The organism is Desulfobaculum bizertense DSM 18034 (assembly GCF_900167065.1).
Taxonomy (GTDB): Bacteria; Desulfobacterota; Desulfovibrionia; order Desulfovibrionales; family Desulfovibrionaceae; genus Desulfobaculum; species Desulfobaculum bizertense.
Genome location: NZ_FUYA01000003.1, coordinates 155,741 through 172,278, shown reverse-complemented (window position 1 = coordinate 172,278; position 16,538 = coordinate 155,741). Strand labels below are relative to the sequence as shown.

Annotated in this window: 15 protein-coding genes, 1 tRNA gene and 1 riboswitch; of the genes, 7 read left to right on the top strand and 9 right to left on the bottom strand. The window is 52.7% G+C overall.

The window, feature by feature from the left end:
- Positions 1-6 precede the first annotated feature (6 nt).
- The 4 genes from B5D23_RS05830 to B5D23_RS05810 form a co-directional block, all read right to left on the bottom strand.
- Complete coding sequence (locus B5D23_RS05830) at positions 7-288, bottom strand: FmdB family zinc ribbon protein (RefSeq protein WP_078684477.1); 282 nt, start codon at positions 286-288, stop codon at positions 7-9.
- Between the two features lie 549 nt (positions 289-837).
- The gene (locus B5D23_RS05820) at positions 838-2,208 is read right to left on the bottom strand and encodes an aminopeptidase (RefSeq protein WP_078684475.1); all 1,371 of its coding nucleotides are present in this window, start codon (positions 2,206-2,208) and stop codon (positions 838-840) included.
- Positions 2,209-2,281: 73 nt separating this feature from the next.
- Positions 2,282-3,691 carry an L-seryl-tRNA(Sec) selenium transferase gene (selA, locus tag B5D23_RS05815; RefSeq protein ID WP_078684474.1) on the bottom strand — a complete coding sequence of 470 codons (1,410 nt, stop codon included), beginning with the start codon at positions 3,689-3,691 and terminating at the stop codon, positions 2,282-2,284.
- 4 nt (positions 3,692-3,695) lie between these two features.
- Positions 3,696-4,991, bottom strand: coding sequence for a bifunctional folylpolyglutamate synthase/dihydrofolate synthase (locus tag B5D23_RS05810; protein WP_159445929.1), 1,296 nt, complete (start codon positions 4,989-4,991; stop codon positions 3,696-3,698).
- A gap of 198 nt (positions 4,992-5,189) precedes the next feature.
- On the opposite strand from B5D23_RS05810, the gene B5D23_RS05805 reads away from it, so the two are divergent.
- Together B5D23_RS05805 and B5D23_RS05800 are read left to right on the top strand one after the other, a co-directional pair.
- Positions 5,190-5,266, top strand: a tRNA-Arg gene (locus B5D23_RS05805).
- 445 nt (positions 5,267-5,711) lie between these two features.
- Entirely contained in the window at positions 5,712-6,101 is a 390-nt protein-coding gene (locus B5D23_RS05800; RefSeq protein ID WP_144012560.1) for a nuclear transport factor 2 family protein, read from the top strand.
- Positions 6,102-6,224: 123 nt separating this feature from the next.
- Here B5D23_RS05800 and B5D23_RS05795 read toward each other — a convergent pair whose 3' ends face one another.
- Together B5D23_RS05795 and B5D23_RS05790 are read right to left on the bottom strand one after the other, a co-directional pair.
- The gene (locus B5D23_RS05795; protein WP_078684472.1) at positions 6,225-7,088 is read right to left on the bottom strand and encodes an AraC family transcriptional regulator; all 864 of its coding nucleotides are present in this window, start codon (positions 7,086-7,088) and stop codon (positions 6,225-6,227) included.
- A 54-nt stretch (positions 7,089-7,142) separates the two neighbouring features.
- Positions 7,143-8,057, bottom strand: coding sequence for a DMT family transporter (locus tag B5D23_RS05790; protein ID WP_078684471.1), 915 nt, complete (start codon positions 8,055-8,057; stop codon positions 7,143-7,145).
- A 226-nt stretch (positions 8,058-8,283) separates the two neighbouring features.
- Positions 8,284-8,346: riboswitch (Fluoride riboswitch) on the top strand.
- A 214-nt stretch (positions 8,347-8,560) separates the two neighbouring features.
- On the opposite strand from B5D23_RS05790, the gene B5D23_RS05785 reads away from it, so the two are divergent.
- Positions 8,561-9,922: a voltage-gated chloride channel family protein gene (locus B5D23_RS05785; RefSeq protein ID WP_078684470.1), complete on the top strand. Its 1,362-nt coding sequence runs from the start codon at positions 8,561-8,563 to the stop codon at positions 9,920-9,922.
- On the top strand, positions 9,922-10,332 hold the full coding sequence (locus B5D23_RS05780) for a DUF190 domain-containing protein (RefSeq protein WP_159445928.1): 411 nt from the start codon (positions 9,922-9,924) through the stop codon (positions 10,330-10,332). Before B5D23_RS05785 ends, B5D23_RS05780 begins: the two co-directional genes overlap by 1 nt.
- A 149-nt stretch (positions 10,333-10,481) precedes the next feature.
- On the opposite strand, the gene B5D23_RS05775 is transcribed toward B5D23_RS05780, so the two are convergent.
- From B5D23_RS05775 to B5D23_RS05765, 3 genes are read right to left on the bottom strand one after another with little or no spacing between them, the layout of a single operon-like run.
- Positions 10,482-12,044: a BCCT family transporter gene (locus tag B5D23_RS05775; protein WP_078684468.1), complete on the bottom strand. Its 1,563-nt coding sequence runs from the start codon at positions 12,042-12,044 to the stop codon at positions 10,482-10,484.
- A gap of 13 nt (positions 12,045-12,057) precedes the next feature.
- Positions 12,058-13,182, bottom strand: a complete 1,125-nt coding sequence (locus tag B5D23_RS05770) for a mandelate racemase/muconate lactonizing enzyme family protein (RefSeq protein ID WP_078684467.1) — start codon at positions 13,180-13,182, stop codon at positions 12,058-12,060.
- Positions 13,183-13,235: 53 nt separating this feature from the next.
- On the bottom strand, positions 13,236-14,588 hold the full coding sequence (locus B5D23_RS05765) for an FAD-dependent oxidoreductase (protein ID WP_078684466.1): 1,353 nt from the start codon (positions 14,586-14,588) through the stop codon (positions 13,236-13,238).
- 75 nt (positions 14,589-14,663) lie between these two features.
- On the opposite strand from B5D23_RS05765, the gene B5D23_RS05760 reads away from it, so the two are divergent.
- From B5D23_RS05760 to B5D23_RS05750, 3 genes are all read left to right on the top strand, one after another.
- Positions 14,664-14,900, top strand: coding sequence for a hypothetical protein (locus B5D23_RS05760; RefSeq protein ID WP_144012558.1), 237 nt, complete (start codon positions 14,664-14,666; stop codon positions 14,898-14,900).
- A gap of 287 nt (positions 14,901-15,187) precedes the next feature.
- Positions 15,188-15,841 carry a GntR family transcriptional regulator gene (locus tag B5D23_RS05755; RefSeq protein ID WP_078684464.1) on the top strand — a complete coding sequence of 218 codons (654 nt, stop codon included), beginning with the start codon at positions 15,188-15,190 and terminating at the stop codon, positions 15,839-15,841.
- A gap of 85 nt (positions 15,842-15,926) precedes the next feature.
- Positions 15,927-16,328 (top strand): hypothetical protein, encoded by a 402-nt coding sequence (locus B5D23_RS05750; protein WP_078684463.1) that lies wholly within the window; start codon positions 15,927-15,929, stop codon positions 16,326-16,328.
- Positions 16,329-16,538 lie beyond the last annotated feature (210 nt).

The window sequence follows — 16,538 nt, the reverse complement described above, 5'->3', positions numbered from 1 at the left end:
GTTTGGCTAGCAGTTTGTGCAGCCTGAACAGCTTCCGTTTTTTTTGCCCGGGCATGCCGCAGCAGCAACTGCTCTCCGCTTCATGGCCTTGTTCATGTTGTCATGGAACTTGGCATCAGGCTTTCTGTCCAAAGGACTCGCAGCCTCAATGTGCAGCGCTCCCGTCGACATCAGTTTATGGCTCTGGCCGCCACACTCAGGGCAGGTCGGAGTCGCATCACTATTCAAGGACGCCAGCTCTTCAAACTGGTGTCCGCATTTCTCGCATTCAAATTCGTAAAGAGGCATCTTTCTCTCCTTGTCGTGAATAAATTTCATACTGAACCATGCCACCAAGTCAAGCATCGCGCCTTTGGAGCATGCCTAGGCCAGCGAGGCTGGATGGGGGGTGGGAGAAATTGGGGGCCAGCCCCCAAACCCCCGCGCAAGGGAATGATTCCCCTACGTATCCTCATCGAGTTTAAAAGCCGTTCAAGCTTTGCTTGGACGGTTTTTAAACTTGTTGGGGCTAGCGTCGAGAGCCTCTTTCTCTTGCCCGTGCGTTGCCACCATTTTCTTTTTGAACGCGAGCGTTCAAAAAGAAAATAAGTGCGGTCTGGAAAAGGCAAAAGAACACGCAATCGGGAAACGCCACTAGCTGAAAAAGAAAGGGCTGATGGAGAGGAGAGCTTTGCTCTCATCCCATTCAGCCCCTTTATTTTTTCAGCGAAAGCGGGATTCCCAAGGGCCTCGTCCTTGGGCGGGGTCAAGGGGCAGCGCCCCTTGCAGGGCTTGGGGCAGCGCCCCAATAAAACTGCGCCCCTTGCAGAGCACGAGACGGAGTCTCGTACATAATCCCTAGCTTCTCAAAAATGCCTGATAGGCGCGCATGGTTGCATAGACGTCAGCCTTGGACGCGATCTCAAAGGGTGAGTGCATGGCGAGGATCGCGGGGCCGAAGTCAATGATGTCCATGCCGTAGACGGCGAGATACTTGGCGACGGTGCCGCCACCGCCGAGGTCGACCTTGCCCAGCTCTGCCATCTGCCACGGGATGTTGCTGTCGTTCATAACCTTGCGAATCCAGCCGACAAACTCAGCGTGGGCGTCGTTGGCGGAATACTTGCCGCGATGGCCGGTGAACTTGCAGAACACGGGACCGTGACCGACGAGAGCGGCGTTACGCTTCTCGTGAACTTCCTGATAGTCGGGATCGAGACCACCGTGAACGTCGGCAGAAACGGCTTTGGTGTTGAGGAGAACCTTGCGAAGCGGGGTCTTGGGTTCCCATGCATCGAGAAGGTCCTGCATGCAGTACTCAAAGAACATGCTCTTAGCGCCGGTGGAGCCATCGGAGCCGATTTCTTCCTTGTCCCAGAAGAGTACGATCTGCGTGTGCTCGGGCTGTTCTTCACCCATGAGGGCTTCGTAGCCGGTGAAGACACAAATACGGTCGTCCTGTCCGTAGGAGCCAATCAGGGAGCCGTCGAGACCGACAGTGCGTGCGGGACCAGCGGGAACGACCTGAATTTCTGCGCTGTAAAAATCTTCTTCAACAATGCCGTATTTCTTGTTCAGCAGAACGAGGATCTGCTTCTTGATGAGTTCCTTGTCGTCGTCGCCGTCTTTTTCTGCGGGGGCGTGGCCCAGCACAATGTTCATTTTTTCGGCGTCAAAAGCCTTGGCGAGCTTCTTTTCGACCTGCTCATAGGCGAGGTGCGGCAGAAGGTCGAGCACGGTGAACACCGGATCAGAAGCATCTTCGCCGATGTTGATTTTGACGACTTCGCCGTCCTGCTTGACGATCACGCCGTGCAGGGCCAGCGGGCGGGCAAACCACTGATACTTGCGAATGCCACCGTAGTAATGGGTCTTGGCAAGGCCAATGTTGCATTCTTCGTAGACAGGGTGCTGCTTGAAGTCGAGGCGGGGAGCGTCGCAGTGAGCGCCGAGCAGGCGAACGCCTTCGGACAGGGGCTTTTTACCACGGCGGGCAAGGAACATGCTCTTGCCGCGCATGATTTTGACAACCTTGTCGCTGGAATCGTCATCAAGCTTAAAGCCAGCTTCGAGGGCTTTTTCGACCATGTAGTCGACAGTCTCGCGCTCAGTCTTGCAGGTGCTCAAAAAGTCAATATAGCGCTCAGCAAGGGCGTCCATTTCTTTCCGGTCCTCTGCATAAACGTCCCAGCAGCTGCGGGTTTCAGAGGTCAGCTTGTCAGTGCTCATCGTTTCTCCTTTCCTGTCTGTAGAATATGAAAAAGGCTGCGACAGGGCAGCCCTGCTTTTTCCTGTAAGTATATTAAGAACTCAAAGGCATGGCGTCCAGAGCCTCACCCAAAACCTCTGCAAGAAGTTCAAATTCGTCATCGCGCAGGGTGCGTGGGTCAATGCAGAATTTGTTGTCTTCTATGCGCCCCACGAGCGGGGGCGTGGTGTTGAGGAGAGCCGTCCGCAGGGCGTCAACATGCTGGCCTTGTGGCGTTGCAATGCGCACAAGCGTGGTCGGCAGATTGCGCTCTGGGAAAGAACCGCCACCAACACGGGACTGGCCCGGTGCAGTGCTGACGCTGAGCTGTGGGTAACGCTCTGCCACAAGCGAGGACAGCACGTCTGCTCGCTGTTCAAGTTCTTCTGCTGTGGCAGAAATCATGCGCAGGGTGGGAACCTTGGCTTTGACGCTGTTTTCGTCAAGATAGAGCCGAAGGGTTGCTTCGAGAGCGGCCAGCGTCATTTTGTCGATGCGCATGGCCCTGTTCAGCGGGTTGTGCTTGATGCGTTCAATGTATTCGCGACGACCAACAATGATGCCAGCCTGAGGGCCGCCAAGGACCTTGTCGCCAGAGAAAGAGACAACATCGACACCAGCGGCCACGGTTTCCTGCACAGTGGGTTCGTCCAGTTCGCCTCCATAAAAATGGGAAAGACTGCCACTGCCGAGGTCTTCAAAAACTGGAATATTGTGCCTGCGTCCAATCTGTACCAGTTCCTCGGCGTGAACTTCTTTGGTGAAGCCAATAATCCGGAAATTGGAACAGTGGACCCGCAGGAGTGCTCCTGTGTTTTCTGTGATTGCCTGCTCATAATCCTGAGGATGCGTGCGGTTGGTTGCGCCGACCTCGACAAGCCGGGCACCGCTTTTTTCCATCACGTCAGGGATGCGGAAAGACCCACCGATTTCCACAAGCTGCCCACGGGAGACAATGACTTCTCGGCCTTGTGCAAGGGTTCCGAGGACGATCATGACCGCCGCGGCGTTGTTGTTGACGACGAGTGCGGCCTCTGCTCCTGTCAGCTTGCACAGGAGCTGTTCGACATGGCTGTAGCGGGAGCCGCGTTCGCCTGTTTCGAGATCAAATTCGAGATTGGAGTAGTTCGCACAGGCATCGGCAACCGCAGACATGGCTTCGGGTGCCAGAATTGAGCGGCCGAGGTTGGTGTGGATAACAACGCCTGTTCCGTTGAGTACCCGGCGGAAATGTGGGCGGGACTGGGCACGCACAAAGGCGATGAGTCCCGGAAGCAGGGCTTTGAGCTGGAGTTCGTCCTCGGACTGAATGGCTCCAGAGCGGATGTCCTGACGCAGGCTGTCCAGGAAACTGGTGACCAGCTCACGCAGCATGGGGCGAGGAAGTTCTGCAAGGCTTGAATGCCCAGAGAGGGCGTCCAGCACGGAATCCATTGACGGCAGGTGTCGAAAAAGATTGGACATGAGCTTACCTGTCTGTGATGTGGAACTCAGGGCTTCCATCATTCAGGGCCTGAGGCCGGAGTTTGAAAAATTCTGACAAAAGATAGAGCGAGCCGCAAATAAGGATCGGGCCGCGTATGCCTTTGGTGAGTTCCAGAGCGTCTTTCATACTGGCAACGGCCTGTCCACCCATTGCCGCGGCTGTTTCGGAGGCACTTCTGGCGCGCTCGTTGTCTGGAAGTTCCGGGATAATGAGTGGTCCATCTGTAAATGATGCAACAGCAGGAGCGATTCCGGCAAGGTCTTTATCCTTGAGGCAGGCAAAGATGACGGCTTTGGGCGCAATCTGTGTTTGTTCAAGGGTGCGGGCCAGAGCGTTTAGGGCTTGTGGATTGTGTGCTCCATCCAGAATGTATTCTGGTTCACCGGAGATGTGCTGAAAGCGTCCGGGAACACGGGCCGTTGCGAGAGCTGCTGCGCAGGCGTCTGGGTTTACTGCGTATTTGTGCTTTTCGCAGTACGAGAGCCACACAGCGAGGGCCAGATGGGAGTTTTGCTGCTGATGCGGTCCCTGCATGGTTGGAAAAAGCTGTGAGAGCTTGGGACCAGTAACGTGCACGGGTGTAGCTGTGCCTGTAGCGGGGTCAAAGTCGAGGAGTTCCGAGGCAAGGGAGAATGGTGCTCCGGTGGTTTTGGCGTGCTTGCGCAGAACCGTTTCAGCTTCTTCACACTGTGAGGTGCTGATGACGGGGATTTCGGGACGCATGGCTCCTGCCTTGTCCGTGGCAATGGCCTGAATGCTGTCTCCGAGGATAGCCGTGTGGTCGAGACCGATAGACGTGTACACGGTCATGTCCGTTCGGATGGCGTTTGCCGCATCATATTTTCCGCCAAGGCCTGCTTCCATGATGGCGAGATCAACGCCCGCCCGGGCGTAGGCAAGAATGGCGAGTACGGTTAGGAACTCAAAATAGGTGAGGCCGTCTTTTGAGGCTGCATCCATGACGTCATTTCCGAGGCGAACCCAGTCGTCTTCTGCGATCTGGGCGCCATCAATGAGGATGCGCTCGCGTGGGGAAAGAAAATGTGGGGAAGAATAGAGACCAACGTGAAAACCGTGGGCTTTTGCCTGCTCGGCAATGTTGCGGGATGTCGAGCCTTTGCCGTTGGTGCCAACGACGTGGATAACGCCGTATGACGGGGATCGCAGCTTGAGCTGGTCAAGGGCGTATTCGACACGGGAAAGGCCAAAGTCCATGTGGAAGAGGCCGAGGGAATCAAGATGCTGAAGCAGATCCTGAAAGCAGGAAAAATGGGACACAGGGAAAATCCTTATAGACAATAAAGTCGCCTGCATGAAAGAATATCACGTCAGACGAGCAGAAGTTTTGCCATAGAAAAAACGCCACCAAACGTTGGCGGATAGTACGCTCTCGAAGAAATGCCCGCAACCGTTTCTCTTTTTGCACCAAGGGCCTTGACCAATCGGTAAAAAAAAGAATATAAGCAACGTCCCAACGCGCCAGTAGCTCAGTTGGATAGAGCAACGGCCTTCTAAGCCGTCGGCCGGGGGTTCGAATCCTCCCTGGCGCACCATATGATTTCAAAGACTTACGTTTCAAAAACGTGAGTCTTTTTTTTTGCCCGGGTAAGCCTCGGGTAAGGTGGAGACTGGAGTGCCAAGCCCCTTTGGGCTCTTTTGATGTAATGATGTGTAATTGGGGTTATTGTTAAAAATGTATTCAGAGCAAAGCACTCAAGCTCGTGGCTGAGTTTAATTTATGTCGCACTTAGAGATGTATATAAGAACCATGTGTTGAAGTATGTGGAAAATACGCTTGAACAAGGAAATAACTTTGAGTATTTGTGGATGTCTTCGCATAGGGGTGACGCAATTCTGGTGGGATATGAAAGGATTACCTGTTTAACAGAGCATTGAGGTCATGCGGCAATATCTCCACGAGTTATGCAAGGAACACCTCTATTTTGTGTTCTAGGAAGATTCGCAAATAGACTCAATATGAATGAAATGGAGATAATAATGGTTACTACGTTATGCCAAGCGTACCTCTCGGCACTGAATGAAGGAGATCTGGATAAGGTTTTGTCTCTCTTTACGGAGGAGGCGACGGTTGATTCTCCTTTGTATGGGGAAATGCCAGCACGCAAGTTTTATGCAGAACTCTTTGAAGATACGAACAGGTCTGTGACAACACTGATGAATGTTTTTGTGTCCTCAGAAGACAAACCTCGTGCCGCCTTGCATTTTCATTACCTTTGGACACTAAGTAATGGTACGGATGTTGAGTTTGAGTGCGTTGACGTCTTTACGCTGACTGATGACAAAAAGCGGTTTACTTCGTTGAAAATTATTTATGATACATATCCTCTTCGCCGTGAGCACTCCGAGTGCAGGCAGGGCGAAGAATAAGCTTCGTGACAACGCATTGAGTAGAGCCTTGTGCACTCAATGCATGGAAGAAAATTTAGTGAGAACCTCTGCTCACAGAAACGCCCCGGCAGGGAATCTGTCGGGGCGTTGTGTTTTTCTAAACTAGGCAGAGGCAAGTGGGACATGTATTTCGGTACGAAGATCTTCTGGAGCGGTGGTTCCGGGGTCGTTGAGGTAAACCTCAAAACTGGGTTCACTTGCTATTCTGTACCCGTGCTGGGGGAGCCACTGTCCACAGAGCTGAGAGTATGTTTCTGAGACCGTGTCGTATGGACCGCAGTGGATCGCCTGCGCGTAGCTTCCACCTTCAAGCGTTTTGATCGTAACAACATCATTCCCCTGAACTGGCTGCGTTATTTCAAGGCAGGCATCATACATGATCTTGTCTGCTGGGGTAATGTCTGGATCACTGTAACAGACTCCAATTCTTTGCATATCAGGTTTAAGAAGTCCCAGTGGTCCTGCCCAGCTACAGAGCTTCTCCCAAGCCTTTCCGCATTCCCTGTAGTGTCCAACATGTCTGACACATGCCACGTTCATGGCAGGACGCTCTACGAGAGCGACCTCCAGCGAAATATTTTTCCAGTACGTCATGCGTTGCTCCCGTTTTTTCCAGCTGTTGTTTTTCCGGTACGAAGACGGCGTCTGACCAAACTGTTTGCGGAATGCTCTGGTGAATGCAGCATGTGATTCAAATCCACCTTCAAGTGCTATTCGTAAAAGTGGATCATTTGTTAGGCAGAGCTTGGATGCGGCGTGTTCAAGGCGAACCCTCCTCAGGTAGGATTTGACAGTTTCGCCGACCATGCCTGTGAATATGCGATGAAAGTGATATTTGGAGAAATTGGCCTCTTGCGCCAGATCATCCAGTGAAATGTGCCGTTCACTGTTTCGCTGGATATATTCACAGACTTTATCCATGCGCTGGGCATAATCCTGCTTGGTCTTGGTGCTGTTCATCTTCATGGAGGGAACTCTAGCACTTTTCGCTGTGCTCTTTTTTGATATTTTTTGCGATGTTTAACTGGCTGAGTGAGGGGCAGGTGTTTTGCTTTTTGCCGAAAGGGTGATGTACACGCCGCTCAGGATGATGACGAGGGAGATGAGGTAGTGCAGGTGTACGGTTTCATCGAGGAAGAGAAGCGAAAGCAGCAGGGAGAAAACAGGGATAAGATTCAGGTAGAGGGCTGTTTTTGCGGGACCGATGCGCTTGATCGAAAATTGCTGGATGACCAGCGCAAAGACAGAGGCAAAGATGCCCATATAAAAAAGGCTGTACCATGCTGCGGAAGGAAGTCCCTGAAAGCGGGAGAGCGGACCTTGCGCGACGAACGGCAACAGGACAACGACACTGAAAAAGAAGAGGTAGAACGCGACCACAAGTGGATTCATTCTGTTCAGAACGCTTTTGAGCATATTGAAGTAAATTGAGAGCAAAAGCACCCCGGAGAGCATGAAGAGATCACCACTATTGAACGAAATATTCAGGATATTGTGGATGCTCCCGCCGCTGATGATGATTCCGACTCCGCAGAAAGACATGAGCATACCTGTGAGGCTTCGCAGGTTCATTCGTTCGCCAAAAAAGAGCACAGAAAGAATAAGCGTGATGATGGGGACAGTTGCCGAGAGAAGAGAGTTGTTCAGGGCTGTGCTTGAGGCAATAGCCTTAAAAAGAAGCCAGTGGTAGATCGTGATTCCTACGAGCGAAAGGGCAAAAAGTCGCAGGTAGAGTTCCTTGGGCAGAGCAATGGAAAGAGACTTGATGCGGATGAGCACAAAGACGCAGACAGCGGCGATGAAAAATCGCAAAAAGATCAGGTCCAGAGTTGAGAAGCTGGCCACAGAGAATGTGCCGAAAACAAAGGTTCCGGCAAGAAACAGGCATGCAACAAGCATGATGTGGTCTTCAAAAAAAGAAAATATTTTTGACATGCGGTATGTGCTCTTGAAGGAAAAAGAAGTGAATGCGGGCAACACCGCAGATGCCGTGTGGCTCGCGTGTTGGCAGAGACAGGAAAAGGAGTCTGCAAACTGAACGGGTGTGCACAGAAAGTCAAGGCGCTAACCGCTGGTCTGGATTCCTGAAGAGCGCCATGAGCTCCGGTTTTCCCCGGAGGCTCGGTCTGGTTGACAAGCTGCACTGCTCCGGCTAGCGTGCTCAAACTTCGGGGATGAAGTCCCCCGTGTAACTGCTCGATGAGCTGATGACTTCTGCTGTGAATATCATGGCGGAGGTGCGTCTCGTATGCTGACCACATTGTCTATGTGGTCTTTTTTTTGCCCTTCCTCCAGAACTCCATTTCTTTCGTTTTTGATACTTCATGAAACAGAGCGAGCCTTGCCCGCCCCGTGTCTTTGACGCTGTGCTTTTGACGCATATTCGTTCTGTTTTGCTATGGCCCTGATTCTTCTCTTTTTACAAAACAAGGATACGTATGTCACTTCGCTGGGATATCCGCGAGCACGCGTCTCTGGGGTATTTTGTGCTTCGCTGGCTCTGCATCACCGCACCGCTTGGGGCGCTTGTTGGCTCCTCCGTTGCGTTCTTTCTGTGGCTTTTACATCAGGCGACACTCACCCGCTGGCAGCACCCGGAGTTGCTTTACTTTTTACCATTAGCGGGCGTTGTTATCGCCTATGCGCATCATCGCTGGGGCAAAAATGTTGCTGCTGGCAACAACCTGATTATGGAGCAAATCCATGAGCCTGGTGGCGGGGTGCCAAAGCGCATGCTGCCTTTCGTCCTGTTCTCAACTGTGCTGACACACCTTTTTGGTGGCTCGGCAGGCCGGGAAGGAACCGCTGTTCAGATGGGCGGGTCCATTGCTCAGGCTCTCGGCTGTTTTTTGCGGCTTGGGAAAAACGATACCAAAATTCTGCTGACCTGCGGCATTGCTGCTGGCTTTGGTGCGGTCTTTGGGACGCCCCTTACGGGCGCTATTTTTGCTCTGGAAGTTCTCTCCCTTGGCTCCATGCGCTATGACTCCCTGATTCCCTGCTTTATGGCGAGCATCTTCGGGAATCTGGTGTGTGCGGCATGGGGAATTCACCACACCCAGTATTCCATCACTGCGGCAAGTTTGCATATGGGCGGTGTGGTGGCGCACATCACGCCCGTTATTGCACTCAAGGTTGTTTGTGCCGCTGTGCTCTTTGGGCTGGTGGGCTTTGTGTTTGCCGAGCTGATGCACACGTTGAGCGGGCTGTTTAAGCGAGTTGTCCCAGCGTACTGGCTGCGGCCCGTTGTGGGTGCCGGGCTTGTGCTTGGCATCAGCTGGGCGCTTGGAACGCAGGACTATCTGGGGCTTGGCGTAACAACGGCGAGTGGGGCAGGTTCATCCATTGTGAACGCCTTCCATGGCACAGGAGTCAGTTCGTGGAGCTGGTTCTGGAAGCTCCTTTTAACCGCAATTACCCTGAGCTGTGGCTTTAAGGGTGGGGAAGTCACTCCCCTGTTTTTTGTTGGTGCAGCGCTTGGCTCGGCTTTGGCGGGGCTGCTTGGTCTGCCTGTCGATCTTATGGCTGGTCTTGGGTTTATTGGTGTGTTTGCCGGAGCAACCAATACACCTTTGGCCTGCACGCTGATGGGCGTCGAGGTGTTTGGTGGGCAGTACCTGCCGTATTTCGCGATGACCTGCTTTTTTGCATATCTCTTTAGCGGGCATTCTGGAATTTATCTTTCGCAGCGGGTGGACGCCCCAAAATGTGCAGGGCTTTCCGGGCGGGACAGTTCGCTGCGAGACGTTCGTCAAGGCAAGGATTCTTTGTTTATGAAACTGTTGAAGCGGGGGGAGTAATGTCACACCTTCATGATATATCGCAGCACGAAATCGGTCGTTTGCGCATTTATATGACACGCGGGGATTCTGTTCCTGCTGCTGGCTGGAAAAAGTTTTTTGGAACCCCACTCTTTCGGCATCTTGTGAATCTTGCCCAAAAAGACGGTATTCTCCACGCGACAACGCACAGCACGCCGTATGGTTTTGCGCAGGGCAAAAATGTTTCGGAACAGCACCCTGAGTATTCCAAAAAATGCGCCGTGCTTTATGTCGAGCTGACCGCTGAGCGGCAGCAGCTCGAGGAGTTTGTGAAGGCGCATGGCGAACTCTTGCAGGATAAGGAAATGACCTACAAGCATATGGAGCGCTGGAAGCTTGCTTCTGCAAGTCAGTCACTTCGGCAGATTTCTGTCCCCGCCGAGCTGTAGTGTTGTGCTAAAAAATACGCCCGTGTTCCAGGAGAGCACGGGCTTTTTGTGCCATGAAAAAAGGCCCCGGCTTTGAGGGAAAGCCGGGGCCTTGAGCTGTGAAGCTCTTGCGCTATGCGAGAAGCTGTTGCTGGAGTAATCGAGGCTGATTACAGCTCCTGTGATTTTGAAACTTCAATGGAATAGGCTTCGATCTCTTTGCCATCCATGTGACCAAAGGTCTTCTGGATGTAGCCGAGAGTCCGGTATGCCAGTACTGCAAAGAGCGGCATCATCGGGACAATAATCAAAACCGGGAAGGATTTGAGAATGTTCAGCTTGGCCCGGATGAGCAGGAAGACAATCGGAACAACTGCCAGCAGCAGGCACCAGAACAGGCGGAACATGGGAGACACGTTTGCGTCCTTGTCCAGCTTTTTGGTGGCGATGCCAGCCAGTGAGAAGCTTGTGCCATCAAGGGTCGTTACGGTGAACAGGACCATTGTAATGAGGTACACAAAGGTCATGACCATCGGGAACGGTGTGCTGCCAAAGACTTCGGCAACAAGCTGCGTCGGCAGGCCGGAGTTGATGAGTCCAACTGCGTCAACCACACCAGTGTTCTGGAGGTTCATGGTAAAGGTACCAAGCACACCAAAGGTGATGCTGGTGCCAAGCGTGCCAGCGGAAACCAGCACCAGAACCAGGTCGCGAAGTTTGTGGCCCTTGGCAATTTTGGTGATGAACACGCCAATGCCCGGAGAGTAGGAAATCCAGTTCGCGAGGAAGAAGATTGTCCAGTACTGGGGGAACAGGGTGGTACCAAAGGGATCGGTGTTTGTGCTCATGCGGAGGTATTCCGTGAGCATGATGCCGATAGCGTTGGTGGTGTTGTTCAGAATCAGGGCTGAGGGACCAATGACAAAGGTCAGGCCAACAAAAGCTGCACAGATGTAAATCGTTGCATTGGACAGGCGGGCCATGCCTTTCTCAACGCCGATGTAGGAGCTGAGAGAGAAGACAATAGACAGGGCGACAATGATGCCAATGCCCATCAGGAGGCTGTCCGGAATGCCGGTCAGGCTACTGATGTTTGAGGAAATCATCGGGATAGCAAGGCCAAGGGTCAGGGCTGTTGCTGCAAGGGTGGTGATGATGAACAGCAGGTCAATGAGCTTCTGTGCCCAGACCGGCAGGATGCCATCAAACATGATGTTCACAACACCACTCAGGCTCAGTTTGCGTTCGCCTCGGATGTAGAAGGCGATGCAGAACGGAACGGCAACGATCAGGTAAACAAACCAGCCCGCAGCACCCCAGTGGAACATGTTGTAGGCCGAGGCGTATTCCATGGCCATGGGCTTGTCCACAATGCCAAACTGGGGGTCCATGAAGTAGTAGGTGGATTCAATGAATCCCCAGTACATGGTACTTGCACCAAGCCCGGCAGACAGGGCCATAGCAAAGAGCTGGAACTTGTTAAACTTGGGCTTGTCGCCGCCGAGCCGGATGTTTCCGTATTTGGACAGGGCAAGGAAAAGCAGCAGGCCAGTTGCAAAAAGAGTGTACCAAAGGAATCCGGGGCCGAGATTCTTGACGGTGAAGTCAAGCATGGCGCCCATAGTAGCTTTTGTTCCTTCGGGGTACAGCACAGCGACAATACCCAGCAGAATAACAGCAGAGAAGCTGCCAAGCGTCAGTTTAAGGTCGACATCGAGTCCGTTGATTTTCATGGGGCTCTCTCAGTTACTCAAAGGTGTACGTGGCAAAGGATGCTTCTTTGACGGCATCCCAGTCCATGACAACGCCCAGACCATCTCCCTCGGGCACAGTGACAAAGCCTTCCTTGTCGGTGCGGATGGGAGTTTTGCAGGCAATTTCAAAGTCTTCGTAGGGGTAGAACTGTTCGAAGTACTTGCAGTTGTGGTGGGCGAGAGCAACGTGGAGGTTGGCAGCCTGAGTGATGGTGTAGCCCATGCTCTGGATTTCGAGGGTCTTGGAGTGGCCTTCGGCAATGGCAAAGCACTTGTTCAGCGGGGTGATGCCGCCGCAGACAGAGGCGTCCTGGCGGATGTCGGACCAGAATTCATTGCCGAGCGCGTAGGTCACTTCCTGGAGTGTCAGCAGGCAGTTGCCGTGAGGGGTGATTTCGAGGTCCGTGTCGCGAACAAGACGCTGGTATGTCTTGTAATCGTAGTCAGACACGGGAGCTTCAAGCCATTCCCAGTTGTAGCTGTCGAGCAGCTTTGCCATGCGGATGGCTTCGGCCGGAGTGTAGAAGGTGGCCGTGTCGAGCATGAACTTGACCGGGGAATTCTGGTAGCGCTCCTGAACAGCGTGAACGAGCTTCAGGTCTTTTTCGAATACGCAGTAGCAGTGCAGTTTGATGGCGGTAAAGCCGTGCTCAATGGCGTCGTCGATGTAGGGAAAATATTCTTCCACGGTGTCAAACATCGGGGTGGAAGCGTAGGACAGCATCTTTTCGCGAGCACCGCCCAGCAGCATGTACAGAGGCATGCCAGCTTTTTTACCCTTGATGTCCCATGCAGCAATGTCGATGGGGGACTTTGCAGGCAGACCACCCCATGTGCAGCGGGCCATCAGCCAGGAATACAGCTCCTCGGTCATGAGGGGATTTTTGCCAATCAGGCCGGGAACAACTGTTCTGAGCGATTCGATCATGCAGCGATCGAAATCGTTCTCGGTGTAGCTCATGGATGCACCAACACCCTCAGTTCCGTCCTCGGTGATGAGGCGGACGATGTTGTTGGTGTACAGCAGTGGCTCCTGATTATCTGCCCAAGGGATGGGGGCAGCGTTGGGGTCAGCCATTGCATAGAGTTCTACTCTGCTGATTTTGCAATCCTTCATTTTAACCTCTCCTTTTGATTCTGACAGCTCTTGTCGTTTCGGCCCCGAAACAACTAGAGAGCACTTCCGTTGTCGATCATGCGGGCGCGCAGCTCATCGGTATCCACATCACGATAGCTGAGACCCTGTTTCAGCATGAGGGCTGTAGCCACTGCTGCGGCGTGTCCATACTCAAAACACTGGGCGGTAACCCGGGCAGAGGCGAGTGCTTCGTGCTCTGCGCAAAGGCTGCGACCAGCCACAATCAGGTTATCGGTTTCTTTGGGAACCAGCGTTGCGTATGGAACTTCGTAGTAGTCGTCGATAAGCCAGTGAAGCTTGGAGACTTCTCCTGCATGCAGTTCGATCGGCCAGGAAGAGCGTGCAATGCCGTCTTTGGCTTTTGCACACTGTGCAACATGATCGTTTGTCAGGCGGCTTTCCCCAGAGATAGTTCTGGTTTGGCGCACACCGACTTCCGGTGACATATCAATAAGCTGGGACTGCTCAAATCCCGGCACATTGTCTTTAAAAAAGCGGTGGTATTCGCGGGCAGCGCGACGGCCTGAGATTTCTCCCCAGGTCCTGTCTTTTGGGTCAATGACGTTCAGCATTTCGCCGTTCTGGCCAGCAAGCTGGGTGCAGTTCATCAGAAAAACGGAATGCTGTGGAGTTGGGAAGACCCATACGCGGTCGCGAGGGGTTGTGTAACTGCCGTCCTTGAAGGCGGCCTGGAGCTTTTGGGTAAGGTCATCGGGGCAGATCGTGTCTGAACCGAAATACCCATAAAAGCCCTCTTCATCAACATCGCAGAGCCGGAACATCATTGTTGGGTTCTGGATGGCGCCATTGTCGCCATAGGTGTAGGGCAGGCCAGCCTGTGCGGCCAGAGCTGCATCACCTGTTGCGTCAATGAATGCCTTGGCCTTGACCAGTGTGTGACCAGCAGAAGACTCAAGGCGAATGGCGGAGTAGTGGCCCTGTTCTTTGACGACGCCCGTCACCAGCGTGTGGTAGAGGCAGGAGACGCCTGCTTCTTCGAGCATGTCGTCTGCGGCTTCGCGCCAGATGAGCGGATCAAAGGTGACCACGTGGGTGTTTCCGTAAACCTGAGGTTCGGTCAGCCCGTGTTTTTTGCTGAGTCGGGTTCTGAATTCCTCTGCAAAACCAAAGACGATCTGCTTGGGGGTTGCGTTGTGGATGTCGTTCTGGGTCAGGTAGAGGCCACAGATTGTTCCACTCAGTCCTGCGACAGCAGCGCCACCGCAAAAACCGTTCTTTTCAACAAGCAGGGTGTCCAGTCCCTGACGAGCGCAGACTGTTGCGGCTGCCACACCAGCAGGGCCTGCTCCACAGACGACGACGTCTGCTTCGCGCAGGACGGTGCCTTCCTCGCATATCAGTGCACGTTCATTCCAGCCTTGCATTTCGGACTCCATAAATTGGTATACTAAGATTGATACCGTGTTTACTTGGTTAAACGCATTTTTATGTGCGTTTTTATGTTCTGTTTTGTTGGCTTGTATATCAACGCCAGTGTTGGGGCAAGGGCTTTTCTGAAAAAAATTGGTTGCAGCTTTGAAAAAGTGGTTCAAAATCGTCATAAAGCCACCGCCAGTGCAGGGAAATATATCAGGCGAATTTTTTTTGAAGAAAAATGTAGGGAGTGTGGTTTGAGTCTTTTTTTCGGTGAAGCTGGTGGAGGAAGCCGCTTAATAGATCAGGAATATATTCTTTGATATGGGCTAAAAAGGGGCTGTCCTGAAATTTATTCAGGAATTTTGCAGAACTGGGATATTAAGAATCGTAAATGAACAAGGAATCACCTCGCTCTGCCTTTCTGATATCTTAGATATAGTTGAGCAATTAACTAGAAATTAAGGAATTTTTCCAGAAACTGGCGCTGGGCGTGAGAATGCGAGAACATCTTTTACTTTTGGGAGGAGAATTGATATATCAGAGAGGCCTTCCACAAGTACAACCTTGTGTGAACCCTAACCCGTCTCTCTTGAGGCCACAAAAAAGCATGAGTAAAACACAAGCCGAAATTGCACGACTTGAAATCGAACGGAAGCTCGTTTTTGGTGAGCTTGATATTTCAACCCTCTATTCCGAGAAGAAGCTCGGTACGCTTCTCGGCCTTGGGCGCACCCCCGTGCGTGAGGCCCTGCAGAAGCTTGAGCATGACAATCAGCTCGCTATTCATCCACGAAAAGGGATTGAGTTTTTAGACATCACCCCAGAGCAGCAGGTACAGATGCTTGAAGTTCGCAAGCAGATTGAACCCGTTTGTCTGAAATTCGCCATCCTGCGCGGTACCGTCCATCAGAAAGCTGAGATGCTCAAGCTTGGCGACAAGATCGTCGAAAGCACCGAGCTGCAGGATGAGGAGGGCTTGCTGCACTGTTTGCAGGATATTCACGCTCTCGTGAATGACGCGACAGGCAATCCCTATTTTCACAACACGATGGGGCAGGTACAGAGTCTTTCCCGACGTTTTTGGTTTGCGAACAAGGAGCACGCCGACAACATGAAAGGAAGTCTCATTCACCGCAACATCATGCAGGCTGTTGCCTATGGCAATGAATCTGAGGCACTCCGGAATTCCGGGCTTCTTATGGAGCATCTCACCGAAGGAGCCTTCCGAAAACTCCTGCGTGACGATCAGGACAATGCCTAGGCATTTACTCGCTGTCTTGCCATGATTCGCCCCGCGCTGTAGAGTTCCGCCATACTTTTGATACTCGACCTTTTCGGAGGATATTATGAACGATTGCTTGGCTTTTCTCGAACAGTGGACCACGGACCCCAACGGTGTGAAACCTACTTTTCTCCATTTTAAGGAGCTGCTCGAAAAATGCAGCGGCACCTGTCTCTCTTTTAAGTCTCGCCCCGGTATTAGCTACTCCCTCCGTTGCGCTTGCCCAGAAAGTGATCGCGACCTTTTCGTGATGGTTGACGTCGTTGACGACGACCCCGAAGATCGTTGGCTCTCTGTCTGTTTCTTTGACGATCAGGTCTCTGACCCCGATGACCTCGGCGACTGGGCTCCAGAAGGACTCGCAGGCAAGGACGCCCGCTGTTTCAACATCGAAGGCGTCGATCAGGACATGATCGCCTACACCGAAGCTCGCATTCAGGAAGCATTTACTGCCGCTAAAGCATAGTGAGTTTTGTATTTGGGACCTGCCCCAGCGCGCTAGCGCTGGATGGGTGGGGAGAGGAAAATTGGGGGCCTGCCCCAGTGCGTTAGCGCTGGATGGGTGGGTGGGGAAGATTGGGGGCCTGCCCCCAAACCCCCGCGTAAGGGAATGATTCCCTTACGTATCCTCATCGAGTTTAAAAGCCGTTCAAGCTTCGCTTGGACGGCTTTTAAA

Bases quoted from the DNA above. Each gene is read 5' to 3' on its own strand.
- B5D23_RS05830 (WP_078684477.1), bottom strand. From the start codon at position 288: ATGCCTCTTTACGAATTTGAATGCGAGAAATGCGGACACCAGTTTGAA.
- B5D23_RS05795 (WP_078684472.1), bottom strand. From the start codon at position 7,088: ATGAAGATGAACAGCACCAAGACCAAGCAGGATTATGCCCAGCGCATG.
- B5D23_RS05755 (WP_078684464.1), top strand. From the start codon at position 15,188: ATGAGTAAAACACAAGCCGAAATTGCACGACTTGAAATCGAACGGAAG.
- B5D23_RS05770 (WP_078684467.1), bottom strand. From the start codon at position 13,182: ATGAAGGATTGCAAAATCAGCAGAGTAGAACTCTATGCAATGGCTGAC.
- B5D23_RS05800 (WP_144012560.1), top strand. From the start codon at position 5,712: ATGGTTACTACGTTATGCCAAGCGTACCTCTCGGCACTGAATGAAGGA.
- B5D23_RS05820 (WP_078684475.1), bottom strand. From the start codon at position 2,208: ATGAGCACTGACAAGCTGACCTCTGAAACCCGCAGCTGCTGGGACGTT.
- B5D23_RS05780 (WP_159445928.1), top strand. From the start codon at position 9,922: ATGTCACACCTTCATGATATATCGCAGCACGAAATCGGTCGTTTGCGC.
- B5D23_RS05775 (WP_078684468.1), bottom strand. From the start codon at position 12,044: ATGAAAATCAACGGACTCGATGTCGACCTTAAACTGACGCTTGGCAGC.
- B5D23_RS05750 (WP_078684463.1), top strand. From the start codon at position 15,927: ATGAACGATTGCTTGGCTTTTCTCGAACAGTGGACCACGGACCCCAAC.
- B5D23_RS05790 (WP_078684471.1), bottom strand. From the start codon at position 8,057: ATGTCAAAAATATTTTCTTTTTTTGAAGACCACATCATGCTTGTTGCA.
- B5D23_RS05765 (WP_078684466.1), bottom strand. From the start codon at position 14,588: ATGCAAGGCTGGAATGAACGTGCACTGATATGCGAGGAAGGCACCGTC.
- B5D23_RS05785 (WP_078684470.1), top strand. From the start codon at position 8,561: ATGTCACTTCGCTGGGATATCCGCGAGCACGCGTCTCTGGGGTATTTT.
- selA (WP_078684474.1), bottom strand. From the start codon at position 3,691: ATGTCCAATCTTTTTCGACACCTGCCGTCAATGGATTCCGTGCTGGAC.
- B5D23_RS05760 (WP_144012558.1), top strand. From the start codon at position 14,664: ATGTTCTGTTTTGTTGGCTTGTATATCAACGCCAGTGTTGGGGCAAGG.